The following is a 14,550-nucleotide window of genomic DNA, read 5'->3' as shown; positions in this document are numbered from 1 at the left end:
GTACGGAACCGATACTTCGAACTCACCTGCGAGGGCTTAGAAGACCATGATCAAATGCTCCGAATGCGGCTACGAAAACATGGACGGACTTGATTACTGCGACGGATGCGGCGCCAAGCTCGCGGCGGCCGCCGGTAGTTCAGCCGCTGCTGCTCCGGGCGCTGCTCCTGCGACGGAGACCAAAACTGAGACGCCGCCGGAACCAACCGCCGAAAGCATCGACGGGAAAGCGACTCCGTCGCTCGCCGCCGATGCGATGCCCGATGGTGAAACGCCCACCACTGAAATGCCGAAGTCGGAAGCGCCGACCGGTGAGATCAAGCCTGAGACGGCTCCCGAGAGCGCACCCACGGCTGCTGCTGCCGGCGCGCCGTTCAAGGCGAAGCTGTCTGTAGTTCGCGGCGGTCGCAAGGGCCAGGAGTTCCCGCTCGAAGATGGCAACAACCTCGTGGGCAGATGGGATCCCGAGACTGGATCCTTCCCCGAAGTGGATCTCGACGCCGATGATCCCGAAGCGAAAATCTCGCGCAAGCATGCGCTGATTCGAATCGACGCCGGCAGGATCACGATCGAGGATATCGGAAGTCTCAACGGCACTTATGTGAATCGTCAGCCGCGGCTCTCGCCGGGAAGTCCGGCCGAGATCAAATCGGGCGACGAAGTGATTATCGGAAAAACGTTTTTAAAGCTGGTGGTAGAACCGATCTCTTGAGCCGTTATCCCCTCCAGTCGCGCCCGGGAGCACGCCGTGAGCGCGGAAGTTGAAAGGGGGGTGTAGAAAATCGCAATGAATGCGGGTGAGGAGCTCACCGAGGGCCATCTTCTCGACGGTCGGTACCGCGTAAAGAAAGTGCTCGGCGTCGGCGGGATGGGTCGCGTCTACCTGTCCAACGACACGCGCCTCGCCAACCGTCCGGTCGCGGTCAAGGAGATGATCGTCGGCGACGGGATCCAGGAGAAAAAAGCGATCGAGGATTTTACGCGCGAGGCCAACGTGCTCGCGCGTTTGTCGCATCCGGGAATCCCGACGCTGATCGATCATTTCGCCGAGAACTCGCGCCAGTACCTGGTGATGGAATTTGTCGCGGGCGGCGATTTGCAGGGCGTGCTCGACAAGCTCGGGCCCAAGGGCAAAATCCCCGAGGACCGGGTGTTGCGATGGGCGCGGCAGATGCTCGACGTGCTGGCTTTTTTGCACGCGCAGAAGCCGCCGATCATTTACCGCGACCTGAAGCCCGGCAATATCATGATCGACAAGGACGGCCGCGCGATGCTGATTGATTTCGGAATCGCGCGGTTCCTGCCGCCGGGCGGTCGCGGCACGCAGATCGGATCCGTCGGCTACGCGCCGCCCGAACAGTACATGGGCAAAGTCGAGCCGCGATCGGATTTATATTCGCTGGCCGCCACGATGCATCATCTGCTGACCGGGCGCGATCCACAGCTCGAGCCGCCATTCAGTTTCCCGCCGTTGCGCGCGCTTGCGCCGGAAGTCTCGACCAGGACTGCGGACGCAATCATGCGCGCGCTCGAACAGGACGTGACCAAGCGGCAAGCGTCGGCCAAAGAGATGAAGCGCGCGCTGCCCGAGCCGCCGGAGATGAGGTCGGGGCAACTCGGTGGCAGCGCGGGACTCGCGGCCGGCCCAAGCCCGATGTCGACGCAATCGACGGTGATGCTCAACAACAATTCGAATGCGCCGGCACCTACGCCGATACGTACGATGACGCCGTGGAAAGAGGCGGTATCGAAGCCCGCGCAGCAATCCTCGATGCCGACGATCGTGCTGAACGATCCGGTCGCGGAGAGAATCAAGAGCGGCGTCGTCGCGCCCGACAGTCTCAGCTCCGCGGGCAGCGCGGCGGCCAAGCTGGTCGGGCCGCAGATCAAGAAAGCGATCGAGCTCGGCGGCAGGGCGCGCAGCATTATCGAGCGCCGAATCAAAGCGCTGTCGACGAACTCGTCGAGCACGTCGTCAACCGCCAAGACCAGGGAGCTCAATCCGCCGGCAGGCGCATCGTCGTATGGTTCGCGTATCGGCTCGACCGGGGAGTCGTCGCAGGCTGACACTAAATCGCGAACGGCGTCGCGCTCGTCTTCGTCGCGAAATTACTCGCCGCCGATTTCGACCGGGCCGGGTGCAGGCGGACACATTGCGAACAACCACGGCACGCTCGATGTATCGGCCGCGCCGGCGAAGCTGGTTTCGCGCGGCGATGAAATCGAATTCGGAATCTTCGGGATGCGCACCGTGATCGGTCGTTCGAAGGATGCGACCGACAAGCTCGATATCGATCTCAAAAAGCTCGCGCACGGCGGCGACCGTGTGTCGCGGCGGCACGCGGAGATCGTGCTGCGCGGCGCCGATTATTTTATCCGCGATCTGGGCAGCCTGAACGGTACCTACGTCGCGGGGCGCGGCAAGCTCGGGCGCGACCAGCTCTACAAATTGAAAGATCGCGACCAGGTGGTACTCGGTGGTGCTATACTGCAGTTTCGGAGAGGCTAGCGGCGCATGATCACGTGTCCCGAGTGCGGCCAGGAGGCGCCAGACGACGCCAAGTTCTGCGATCGATGCGGCCAGGGATTGTCGAAAGCGGCTTCATCAATATCGCAGACGTCGGTGACGCGGCCGACCCCGCTGGCGGCAGGCGCGCGATTGAAAGGTGGAATCGAGATTGTCGCGCTGACGAGTCAGACGTCGATCGAAAATCGCTACAGTGCGAAACGCGTCGGTGACGGCAAGGCAGAACCAATCGCATTGCGCGAGCGCTTCGGGCCACATCGCGAGGAAGAAGTCGTCGAAGAAGTGCCGGTGATCGAAATCGCGAAGCCGGCTCCGGCGCCTGCTGAAGATCCAAATGGTCCGAGTGCGAAGACTGCGGAACTGAAACCGCCGCCCCGCGCGCAAACCAACGGGACCGCGTCGGTATCGGCATCTGCTCATGCCTCGAGTTCGCCGGCTGGCGCGGATGCGTCGTCGAGGGCGGGCACGGCAGCCCGCCCCACTGATGAAGGCATTCAGTTAGCGATCGAGGCGGACACGAGTCCATCGACGACCGCGCTGGCCGAGGCGGCTGAGAACGCGTCGCCAGATGAAGAGAGCGAAGCGGCCGAAGCCGCGGTCCTGGCCGAGACTCAGGAAAATGTCGCGAGCGACGACGGCGCGCATGAGGACGAAGCGCCGCAAGTCGGCGAAGACCTCGGCGAGGTTTTCGGGCGCGTGCTCGCGCTGTCGCAAACGATCAGTCATCCCGCGTTTCAGCGCGCGACCGAAGGATTCGCAGAGAATGGGCGCGTGTACCTGGTTTATGCGGACGAGGAACTTAAGCCGCTGCGCGGCGGTTCAAAGAAGATGAGCGAGCCGGAAGCAGTGGCGGCCGCCATCCAGATTTGCCAGGCGATTTCGTTTGTGCATCGCCGGGCGCTGCGGCTGAACGACATCTGTCCTGAATCTATCGCGGTCGCAAAAGATGGCCGCCTCAAGCTGACGGGCCTGGACTACGTCAGTAATGACAACGAGCTGCAGAGTGAGCCGATTTTCAACGACGGCTACACCGCGCCCGAGATTTATCGCGGCAAGCGGGTCGACAAGCGTGCGGATATTTTCTCCGCCGGCGCGATTCTCTACACCTGGCTAACCGGCTCGAGGATTCCGAGCGAGAGCTGGCGCGAAGAAGCCGGGCCGGTCCAGTTCTATCCGCCGCATGTCGTCACGCCGCGGCTCGAGAAGGCGATTCGCCGCGCGATCGCTTTTAATCCTGCCGATCGATGGCCGACGATCGACGAGTTCAAGGCTGAGCTGATTGCGCTCGGCGGTTCGATTCGGCTGCGCGCCGCTGCGGTGACCGACGTCGGCCGCGTCCGCGAGCATAACGAGGACTCGGTGCTGGCGGTCGAATACACACGTGAGTCGATGGTCGAGCCGGCACAGAGTTATTTGTACGTCGTGGCCGACGGGATGGGCGGCGCGGAGGCGGGCGAAGTCGCTTCTGCAATTGCCGTTCAGACGATCCGGAGTTACATTGAGGCTCGGCTCGATACCGCACGTGGAGAAGTTAAAAACGGAGCGGAGTTGCTGACGGGCGCTCTCGAAGAAGCAAATTCGAAAATTATCGAATATGTCGCGAGCCATCCGGAGTCGCGAGGAATGGGTTCGACCGGGGTCTGCGCATTGGTCACGCCGACCGATGCCGCAGTTGCGTGGGTCGGGGACAGCCGAGGTTATCTAATGGAAGGCGCGACGCTCCGCCAGATCACGAAGGATCATTCTCTAGTGCAGCGGCTGGTCGAGATTGGGCAGATAACCGCCGAGGAAGCGCATACGCACGAGCATAAGAACGTGATCACGCGATCGCTCGGCGCGCGCCAGAGCGGACCGGCCGGCGCGGAGGCGGTCGCAGTCAAGCTGAAGCGGGGAGACAAGCTGCTGCTGTGCAGTGACGGGCTGACGGCGCACGTGATGGATCCTCAGATCCGCGATATCCTCGGGCGCAATGCCGATCCGTACGATGCGGCGCGGGAATTAATCGTGGCGGCGAACGCCGGCGGCGGTACCGACAACATTTCAGTGATTGTAGTGTATGCAAGCTAGGCGCGGACGCCGCGCCGGTTTTTAACTTTGACTGATTGACGATGGCAACCTCGCCCAAAGACACGCCGCAGCAGACGGGCCCGCTCGAAGCCGGCACCGTTCTGCAGGGGCGCTACAAAATCACGCGGCTGCTTGGCGGCGGCGGGATGGGCATGGTGTATCTCGCGACCGACCAGCGCCTCGCGAATCGTCCGTGCGCGATCAAAGAGATGGTCGATCACTTTATCGACCAGGCGCAGCGTATCGAAGCCAACGAATATTTCGCGCGCGAGGCAGACACGCTCGCGCAACTGAAGCATCAGGCAATTCCCGCGATCACCGATCGTTTCGAACTCGCCAATCGCCATTACCTGGTGATGGAGTACGTCGAGGGGCGCAACCTCGAAGAGGAACTCGCGGTGCGCGGCGAGCCTCTGCCCGAGGGGCTGGTGATCGATATCGCGCGCCAGTTGTGCGACGTGCTCTCGTACCTGCACGGACTGGTGCCGCCGATAATCTACCGCGACATGAAGCCGTCGAACGTGATGCTCAATTCGAACGGGCGGGTCGTGCTGGTGGATTTCGGAATCGCGCGGCTGTTCAAGGCTGCCCGCAAAGGCACCATGATCGGCACCCTCGGCTTCGCGCCGCCGGAGCAATACCAGGGCCTGGTCGATCCGCGCAGCGACACTTATTCTCTGGGCGCGACGCTGCATTACGTGCTAACGGGCCGCGATCCTGAGAAATTCCCGCCGTTCAGTTTTCCTCCGGTGCGCGAACTTCGTCCTGCGGTATCGAGCAACCTTGCCGGAGCTATCGACGCTGCGCTCGGGTACGAGATGGACGGGCGGCCCGCTCGCATCCAGGACTTCCGCGATATGATGCTCTATGGACGCGGCCTCCACGAGGCGCGAGTCAGCTCGACCAGCGGCACCGGCGGGCTATCGCAATATCAGGAGCAACTCGAATTCGAAGACGAGCCGGTTAGTTATCGCGCGCCGCGGAGCCGGCTCAGCCGATCAATCGGCCTCGTGATTTTCCTGCTGGTGCTGGCTGGCGCCGCATTCGGCGGGACGTATCTTTATTCGAGCCCGGAACTCCAGCAGCAGCTCGGAGTGAAACCATGGTTCGACAAGCTGCCGTGGAAGCATGAGGAGTTGCTGGCCAAGGCGCGCGAGAATCCGCTGGAATTCTCCGCGATGACACTGGCGCTCTCGACCCGCGAAGGCAACGCGCTGGCGCCGCCGCAATCGCAATTCAGAGATACCGATCTGACCAACGCGCGCTATCTGAAATGGACCGCGACCTTCAAGAACCTGCTCGCGGGGCTGGAAGGACGCGACGAAAAAGTCGAGGCGCGGTTTTATGATCCCGCCGGACTTCAGATCGCGTCGAGCGACACCAACGTGTTTGTCGGACCCGCGCAGACGACTGCCGACTTCACCGGCGTCGCGCTGATGCCGACGATGACCGACAAGCCGCCCGGCACTTACAAGGTGGCGCTCTATTCGGACGACAAAATGCTCTCGCAGGAGAGCTTCATCGTCAACCAGGACCTGAGCGCGAAGAATGCGGCGGCGGCGAGTGAGGCTGCGGCTGCGGCGGCGGCAAAAGAAGAGGAGCGCAGGCGCGATGAAGAAGCGCGCAAGCTCGCGATGATCGACGAGCGGCGCGCCAAGCCACTGCAACTTCGCAGCATCAGCTTTCTCAACACCACCAAGACCGGCACCGCGCTGTCGGGCGCGACCGACTCTTTCAGCGTGTCGAAGGTGCTGTTCGTCGGATGGCAGGTCAGTTTCGAGAACCGGCTCTACAAGCTCGAGGCTAACCAGTATCGCGTCGACGCGGCGTATATCGGGCCGGACGGCCGCACGCTCGGCAGCGTCAACGATTATCAGCCAGTGTCGACCAACATGAGAACGGTGACGTTCAGCGGACGCGTCGGCAACTCGCGCGGCGGCGCGTTTCTGCCGGGTACCTATACGGTCAATTTTTATTTGAACGGCCAGTATTTCGACGCGAAGAAATTCGAAGTGGTCGCTGACACCGGCACCAGTCCGTATGCGGGCTATGGCAGCGGGGGCGGTGGCGCAATCGGAAGCACGATGGGTGCCAGCTCGGCCTCGTCGGGCAGTATGCTCGGACCGATGATCGCGACCGGCACTATCAGCGGTCTGCGCAGCGGCGGCAATCCGGAGATGGAGCTTCGGCTGCGCCCACAATCAAACGGCTTCCTGCATGGCGAGCTCGTGATCCATCAATCGGGTTTCGGGATGACTCCGCTCGACGGATACGTGCGCGGCAACCAGCTGCAATTCCAGGTCCCATACGGTACCGAGACGTACTATTTCGAAGGCGCGCGCCATGCAGATCAGATCAGCGGGACCTTCGAATCGACGCCGTCGGGAGAACGCGGCACCTGGATCACCCAGACCAACTGAAATGAAGCCCGCGGTGGGTTTCAAACTTCCTTCGGCAGGGGTGACCTCCTTCGGCTTCGCTCAGGACAGGCTCTGCACCCAGTGTCCATACAAAAAAACGAAGATCCTGTGCAGCGTCACAGTCCGATCTTTCGTTGCGCACCAACATCAACAGCGCATTCACAGAAATGCGCTTGAACCTGACGCAAGCACGGGTAATGCTGAGGATTGCAGATGGCAAGTAACGTTTCACAGGAAAAACTTCTCTTCTACGCTGCCGCTGGCGCGCTCGGCGGCTTCGCCGCGTGGGGGCTCTCAGAGCCAATCCTCGGTATCCGCTGGGTCTACGGTCGCGATATTCTGTTCGGCGCTCTGATCGGCGCTATGATCAGCGCGTTCCTCGCCTCGATCGAAACGCTCAGCGTCGGCCAGGTGCGCCAGGCGGCGCGCCGATTCGTGCTCGGCGGCGTTATCGGCGCGGTGGGCGGAGCGTTGGGATTACTGATCGGCGAATTAGCGTTCGATGTCCTGGGCGGGCTCAACGGCCGAATCCTTGGATGGGGCGTGCTTGGAATCGCGGTCGGACTGGGCGTCGGATCGGCCTCGGGTTCTGCGGCGCGTCGGCGCAACGGCGCAATCGGCGGCGTGCTCGGCGGTGCGCTCGGTGGATTTTTCTACCAGAGCCTGACGACCACTTTTCCGCAGGCCTTCGGCCGCGCGATCGCGATCGTCATACTGGGCGCGCTGATCGGATTTTTCATCGGACTGGTGGGCGAGTTGCTCAAGCGCGGCTGGTTGATGGTCGTGCGGAGCCAGAGCCGCAACGCGCGCGAGGGCCGCGAGTACCCGCTTATAAAGGGCGTGACGATTATCGGCCGCGCCGAGGAAAGCGACATCGGGCTGTTCGGCGATCAGAGCGTGTTCGGCAGCCACGCGATCATCCGCCGCGAGGGCAAAAATTTTATCATCAGTCCGACTGGCGGCCGGGTATTCGTGAATCGGCAGCCGGTGGCGGGCCGCTATGCGCTCAAGAGCGGCGATCGGCTCGAGGTCGGCGGCACCTTGTTTCTCTTCCGCGAGCGAACCCAGGCGGCACAGCGATAAGCGTTATTGTTGGATCAAACCGTGGGGAGCCTGCACACCTGCCGATTCGCGCTCCTGGTCACGGTCGTTTCGATTACAACTTTAATGCTCGCGGGATGCTCGACCGTTAACGAAGGCGGCGGCACGGCGGCGGCGCCTACCACGTCGGTCCAGACGCTCGAATACTACCAGTATCAGGTCAAGGGATACCAAAACAGTTATCCCAAAAAAACCATGGTGATCCTGACGCCGACCGATGCGCGCGATACTTCCGGCGCCGGCGCGCCGCTGAACGGTAATCCCGCGATCGGCGTCGTTGACGATAAATCGGGCAACGTGACGGAGCGATTGTACAGCTCGCCGCTCGGTCCCATCCTGCAGCAAGCAATCGGGCGCTCAGCGGATGAGGCGGGCCTGAGCGCGTCGGCGTCGCCCGACATTACCTACAAGCCGGGCATCAGGAACACCACCGAATACGTGCTCGAAAGCAAGATTCGGCGATGCTGGGTGAAGAAGGAACGCAGCGCAAGCAGCGGGTATGGTCCCGTGTGGCGGACGATGGCCGAGGTTGCGATCGACGTGACGATCTACAAGCCGCCGTTCAGCGTCCCGTTCTGGACCGGCAGCACCGACGATACCTACTACGACCCCCCGGTTGGGTCGTTCGGGCTCGGCTCCGAGGACGAAGCCGGAATCTATGATGAGCCGGGGGAAGTACTGTCGGTCGCGCTGACGCGGTCGGTGGCGGCGATTTTCCAGCGCCAGGACTTGCGAAATCTGATGCTCGAAGACGATATAAAGTCGCACTAGCCGAGCGGTTCCGGCGCGGTCTTTGAACAACCGGCATGTTCGAATAGCCTAGATCGAGCACCGGATAACCAAATGCCGACGCGTGCGGGGATCTTCAGGTTCTCGCCGCGCGGCCGCAAATCCGGATCGAATCGTCGTATGCCAAGAGGAAGGCACGCTTGATGGAAATCGGATTCGTTGGTCTCGGCAAGATGGGGATGAACATGGTCGAGCGGCTGCGGCGCGACAACCATCAGATCGTGGCGTTCGACCTGGATGATGCAAAACGCAAAGAGGTGTCGACCTTCGGCGCCGACGGTGTCAATTCGCTGAAAGAGCTGGTCGCGCGCCTCAAGCCGCCGCGGGGCGTGTGGCTGATGGTGCCGGCGGGCGATCCGACCGAGAGCACGATTAGCCAGCTGGCGGAATTGCTCGAGCCCGGCGACGCGATAATCGACGGCGGCAACACCAACTTTCACGACGACGTTCGCCGCGCCGCCGTCCTCGCGGCGAAGAAAATTCATCTGGTCGATGTGGGCACCAGCGGCGGTATCTGGGGCCTCAAGCTCGGCTACTGCCTGATGGTCGGCGGCGAGCTGGAAATTTTCAAGCGCTACCTGCCGATTTTCGAAACGCTCGCTCCTACCGACGGCTACGACCACGTCGGCGGCCATGGCGCGGGTCATTACGTAAAGATGGTCCACAACGGAATCGAGTACGGCCTGATGCAGGCGTACGCGGAAGGCTTCGAGGCGATGCACAAATCGGATTACAAGTTCGACTTGCTGAAGATCGCCAACCTGTGGCGTCAGGGCAGCGTGGTGCGATCATGGCTCCTGGAGCTGACGGCCAAAGCGCTGGAAAAAGATCCGGGCCTCAAGCAGGTACGCGGATACGTCGAGGACTCGGGCGAAGGCCGCTGGGCGGTGCAGGACGCAATCGACAAAAACATCTCGATGCCGGTGATCACGATGGCGCTGTTCACGCGCTTTCGATCGCGCGCCGATAAGGGCGAGGGAACGTTCGGCGAGAAACTGCTCGCCGCCCTTCGCGACGAGTTCGGCGGTCACGGCTTCTTCAAGGAATAGAGTGCTTTATGGCTGTGGCTGCAAATAGAAGCGTGGATCTCAATCACCTGCATCCCATCAAGGAACGCGATCAGTACGATCCGTGCATCATAGTGATCTTCGGCGGCGCCGGTGATTTGAGTCATCGCAAGCTGATTCCCGCGCTGTACAATCTGCAGATCGACGGCGAATTGCCCGACAAGTTCGCGATCCTGGGGTTCTCGATGGAGGATCTCGACGACGAGAAATACCGCGCATTCGCGCTGAGCGGTATTGAGCAGTTCTCGCGCCGCAAGGTCGAGAAAGAGCATTGGGAGAAGTTCGCCCCGATGCTGCATTTCAATCGCGGCTCGTTCACCGAGTCCGCCGATTATCTGAACCTCCGCAAGCGATGCGAGGAGATCGACTCCGAGCGCGGCACCGAGGGCAATCGCGCTTTTTATTTCGCGATCCCGCCGGCCTTCATCGACACCTGCTCGGAAGGATTGACCGCGGCGGGCATGATTCATCCGCCCGGCAGGGGGCATCCGTTCACGCGGGTGGTAGTCGAAAAGCCCATCGGATCAGATCTCGCGAGCGCATCGGAGATCAACGCGGAACTCGCGCGTCACTTCGATGAGAGCCAGATTTTCAGAATCGATCACTACCTGGGCAAGGAGACGGTCGAGAACCTGATGGTGTTGCGATTCGCCAACGCGATCTTCGAGCCTATCTGGACCGCGCGATTTGTCGATCACGTGCAGATTACGGTCGCCGAGTCCGAGGGCGTCGGCACGCGCGCCGCTTACTACGATCACGCGGGGGCCTTGCGCGATATGGTTCAGAGCCATCTGCTGCAGACGCTTTGCATGATCGCGACCGAGCCGCCCAACACCACCGGCGCCGAGTCGATGCGCGATGCGAAGCTCGACGTGCTGCGCGCCCTGCGTCCGCTCGGCGATGAGGACATCGAGAAAAGAGTCGTGCGCGGGCAATATGGCGAAGGACTAATCGGCGGCGTGCCGGTCAAGGCCTACCGCGAAGAGGAGCACGTCGCGCCGGATTCACAAATCGAAACGTTCGTCGCGCTGCGATGCTGGATCGACAACTGGCGATGGGCCGGAGTGCCGTTCTACCTGCGCACCGGCAAGCGTTTGCCAAAGCGATCGAGCGAAATTGCGATCTACTTCAACAGCGTGCCCCGAATCCTGTATAACGCAAATCCACGCGCTCCGTTGGCGCCCAATATGCTGACCATCAGGATTCAGCCCGACGAGGGTCTAGCGCTGCATATCATGTCGAAGGTGCCCGGATCGGCGACCAAGCTGCAGCAGGTCAAAGTCGATTTTCATTACGTGACGTCGACGCCCGAAGCGTATGAGACCCTGCTCAACGACGTGATCGTCGGCGACCAGACGCTCTTCATGCGGCGCGACACGGTCGAAGAAGCGTGGCGGTTCGTGCAACCGATCCTCGATGCGTGGGAGCAGTCGCCGATGGATCCTCCAATCTACGCGGCAGGATCGTGGGGCCCGCTCGAAGCGGCCCTGATGATCGCGGCAGACGGCCGCACCTGGCGAACGCTCTAGCAGGAGAAAAGATGAGCGGCGGGATCACTCTCACACGTCACATCATGACCAAGAGCGGGACTGCGATTCCGGTCGCGGACCTTGCGCTGATAATGGAGCGCATCGAGCTGATCGCCAAGCACATCGCGCGAGAGCTTGCAGCGGCTGGTCTAAGTGGCGAGCTTGGCTACACCGGCGAGACCAACGTGCAGGGCGAGAAGGTCAAGAAGCTCGACCAGTGGGGCAACCAGGTTTTCCTCGACGCCTTCGAGCACGGATACCCGGTATGTAGTCTCATTTCCGAAGAGATGGACGAGCCGCACCATTACTCAGTCAACTGCCCCGACAATAGCTATTGCGTACTCTACGATCCGATCGATGGGTCATCTAATACCGACGTAAACGGATCGCTCGGCACTATCTTCGCGGTCAAGAAACGGGCGCCCGGCCACGGTAAGGGAATCGAGGACATCCTCGTTCCGGGGACGCAGCAACTCATCGCGGGCTATATATTATATGGGCCTGCGGCGCAGCTGGTGTACACCGCAGGCGCCGGGGTCGATATCTTCACGCTCGATCGCACGCTCGGCGAGTTCATTCTGTGGAAAGAGAACGTGAAGATGCCGCCGCACGGCAGCACTTATGCCGTCAACCAGGCCAATGCCGGCAAGTGGCACGACGGAGCTCGTAAGTTCCTTGCGCATATAACTAGTCGCAAAGATAAACGGACTAGCTATTCACTGAGATACTGCGGTGCATTCGCTGCCGACTTCCATCGATTCCTGCTCGAAGGCGGAATATATCTGTATCCCGGCGAAGTTGCTGAAGGCGGCAAGGCCAAGGGCAAACTCCGACTGATGTACGAGCTTGCTCCCCTCTCGATGATCGCGGAGCAGGCGGGAGGCCGTGGCACGACCGGCAAGAAACGGATTCTCGAGATAGCTGCAACCGCGATCCACGAGCGGCATCCGATTTACATCGGCAGCGCGGAAGAAGTCGCACTGGCCGAATCTTTCAACGTCGAAGGCTGAACCTGCGAGGTTCCCATGGATGGGCTCATCCTGGCCGGCGATGTTGGTGGAACCAAAACTCAACTCGGACTGTTCGAGCACTCGGCCGGAAATCTTAAGTTGGTGCGCGAGCATCGCTATGCGACCGCGGAGTTCGACAGCCTCGAGGCCGTCTGCGCGAATTTCCTTGGCACAGGCGGGGCGGTGAATGCTGCATGCGTCGGCGTGCCGGGCCCGATAATCGACGGCCGCGGGCATGCCACCAATGTGCCGTGGGAACTCTCGACCGCGTCGCTGTCACGCGCGCTGAAGGGCGTCCCGGTTCGCCTGCTCAATGATCTGACGGCGATCGCCTACGGCATGGTTAATCTCGAACCCGCCGAGTTTGTGATTTTGCATCGCGCGGAGAATCCACCGCAGCACGGTAACATCGCAGTGATCGCAGCGGGCACGGGCCTCGGCGAATCTGCGCTGGTCTGGGAAGGTGACAAGTACTACGCGGTTGCGTCCGAAGGCGGGCATAGCGACTTCGCGCCTCACGGCACCGAACAGATCGAGTTGCTGCGATTCCTCACCGGCGAATTCGGTCACGTCAGCTACGAGCGCGTGCTCTCGGGGCCGGGGCTCTGGAATATCTATCGTTTTCTGCGACTCGAGAGCCACGTCGAAGAGCCCGCCTGGCTGAAGGCAGAAATTGCGGCCGGGGATTCATCGGCAGCGGTAAGTGAGGCGGCGCTGGCCGGACGCGACCCCGTATGCGTTCACGCGCTGACCATGTTTTGCGATATTTACGGATCAGAAGCCGCCAACCTCGCGCTCAAAGTGCTGGCGCTCGGCGGCGTCTATCTTGGCGGAGGCATCGCACCGAAAATTTTGCCGATGCTGACGGGTGGTGCGTTCGTGAAAGGATTTTTGGCCAAGGGCAGGCTCAACGAGATTCTGAAGCGCATCGAGGTCCGCGTCTCGCTGAATCAAACCACGGGCCTGCTCGGCGCAGCCCACTATGCGGCCGCGATGTTGTGATATAGGAATGCAAACTGCAACGACACTCCCGAAGAGAGAACCAACGGTATGATGACCAAGCGCGTTCGAGAAATTCTCAGCTATTACGATTCCGACAACGGCAGTGTGCGCAACAATCTCGCGCGGATGCTCAACCACGGCAAACTCGCGGGCACCGGCAAATTCGTGATCCTGCCGGTGGACCAGGGCTTCGAGCATGGCCCCGCGCGCAGCTTCGCGATGAATCCGGCGGCCTACGACCCGCGCTATCACTTTCAGCTCGCGATCGACGCGGGATGTAACGCGTTTGCGGCGCCGCTCGGACTGCTCGAGGCGGGCGTCGCCGAGTATGCGGGCGAGATTCCGCTCATCCTGAAAGCCAACAACCACGACGTTCTCAACGACGAAAAAGATCCCGAGCCCTCGATGACCGCAAGCGTCAAGGATGCGTTGCGCCTCGGCGCAGCCGCCGTCGGCCTCACGATCTATCCCGGCTCCGCGAAAGAAAAATCGATGTACGAGGAGGCGCGCGCGATGGGCGAAGAGGCCAAGGCTAATGGCCTGCCGCTCGTCATTTGGTCGTATCCGCGCGGATCCGGCATCAGCAAGCAGGGCGAGACCGCGCTGGACGTGGTTGCATACGCGGCGCAAATCGCCGCGCAACTTGGCGCGACTATCATCAAAGTCAAGCCGCCGACCGCTTTCATCGAACAAGCTGAGGCCAAAAAAGTTTACGACGCCCAGAAGGTTCCGCTCGAACCGCTCTCGGCGCGCATTGCGCACGTCATGCAAGCTGCGTTCGCCGGCCGTCGAATCGTGATTTTCTCGGGCGGCGTGAAGGAAACCGACGATTCCCTGCTCAACACGGTTCGTGGGATCCAGGCGGGCGGCGGCTACGGCTCGATCATCGGCCGCAACAGCTTCCAGCGTCCGAAGCCCGAGGCGATCGCGCTGCTCGACAAGGTCATCAACATTTACAAGGGCTGATCGCAGGCGGACCTCAGCGGCCAAACGGAGAGCAGCCCTGTGTCATTCAGAGCGAAGCGAAGAATCCCGGAT

General features: G+C 61.5%; 11 protein-coding genes. All 11 read left to right on the top strand.

Going from position 1 to position 14,550, the window contains the following annotated elements; all coding sequences use genetic code 11:
• The first annotated feature begins 46 nt into the window (after nucleotides 1-46).
• The 11 genes from WB650_RS17770 to WB650_RS17720 all read left to right on the top strand — a co-directional run bounded on the left by WB650_RS17770 (nucleotide 47) and on the right by WB650_RS17720 (nucleotide 14,478).
• Nucleotides 47-712 (top strand): FHA domain-containing protein, encoded by a 666-nt coding sequence (locus tag WB650_RS17770; protein ID WP_422307634.1) that lies wholly within the window; start codon nucleotides 47-49, stop codon nucleotides 710-712.
• A 75-nt stretch (nucleotides 713-787) separates the two neighbouring features.
• Nucleotides 788-2,509, top strand: coding sequence for a protein kinase domain-containing protein (locus WB650_RS17765; RefSeq protein ID WP_422307636.1), 1,722 nt, complete (start codon nucleotides 788-790; stop codon nucleotides 2,507-2,509).
• Nucleotides 2,510-2,515: 6 nt separating this feature from the next.
• A complete protein-coding gene (locus tag WB650_RS17760) occupies nucleotides 2,516-4,594 on the top strand; it encodes a Stp1/IreP family PP2C-type Ser/Thr phosphatase (protein ID WP_423961413.1) in 2,079 nt (692 codons plus the stop codon).
• A gap of 41 nt (nucleotides 4,595-4,635) precedes the next feature.
• Nucleotides 4,636-7,014 (top strand): protein kinase domain-containing protein, encoded by a 2,379-nt coding sequence (locus tag WB650_RS17755; protein WP_423961411.1) that lies wholly within the window; start codon nucleotides 4,636-4,638, stop codon nucleotides 7,012-7,014.
• A 213-nt stretch (nucleotides 7,015-7,227) separates the two neighbouring features.
• Complete coding sequence (locus tag WB650_RS17750) at nucleotides 7,228-8,097, top strand: FHA domain-containing protein (protein WP_423961409.1); 870 nt, start codon at nucleotides 7,228-7,230, stop codon at nucleotides 8,095-8,097.
• Between the two features lie 9 nt (nucleotides 8,098-8,106).
• A complete protein-coding gene (locus WB650_RS17745) occupies nucleotides 8,107-8,886 on the top strand; it encodes a hypothetical protein (protein WP_422304273.1) in 780 nt (259 codons plus the stop codon).
• Nucleotides 8,887-9,047: 161 nt separating this feature from the next.
• Nucleotides 9,048-9,953, top strand: a complete 906-nt coding sequence (gene gnd / locus WB650_RS17740; protein ID WP_422304272.1) for a phosphogluconate dehydrogenase (NAD(+)-dependent, decarboxylating) — start codon at nucleotides 9,048-9,050, stop codon at nucleotides 9,951-9,953.
• Between the two features lie 8 nt (nucleotides 9,954-9,961).
• Nucleotides 9,962-11,500 (top strand): glucose-6-phosphate dehydrogenase, encoded by a 1,539-nt coding sequence (gene zwf, locus WB650_RS17735; protein ID WP_423961407.1) that lies wholly within the window; start codon nucleotides 9,962-9,964, stop codon nucleotides 11,498-11,500.
• A gap of 11 nt (nucleotides 11,501-11,511) precedes the next feature.
• Complete coding sequence (locus tag WB650_RS17730; protein ID WP_422304030.1) at nucleotides 11,512-12,510, top strand: class 1 fructose-bisphosphatase; 999 nt, start codon at nucleotides 11,512-11,514, stop codon at nucleotides 12,508-12,510.
• A gap of 15 nt (nucleotides 12,511-12,525) precedes the next feature.
• On the top strand, nucleotides 12,526-13,512 hold the full coding sequence (gene glk, locus WB650_RS17725; protein ID WP_422304029.1) for a glucokinase: 987 nt from the start codon (nucleotides 12,526-12,528) through the stop codon (nucleotides 13,510-13,512).
• A gap of 51 nt (nucleotides 13,513-13,563) precedes the next feature.
• Complete coding sequence (locus WB650_RS17720) at nucleotides 13,564-14,478, top strand: class I fructose-bisphosphate aldolase (RefSeq protein WP_422304031.1); 915 nt, start codon at nucleotides 13,564-13,566, stop codon at nucleotides 14,476-14,478.
• Nucleotides 14,479-14,550: the final 72 nt, after the last annotated feature.

This window comes from Binatus sp. (SeqCode) (genome assembly GCF_049584895.1).
Taxonomy (GTDB): Bacteria; Desulfobacterota; Binatia; order Binatales; family Binataceae; genus Binatus.
Note: the sequence above shows the minus strand (reverse complement) of the source record. Positions and strands in the feature narration are given on the sequence as shown.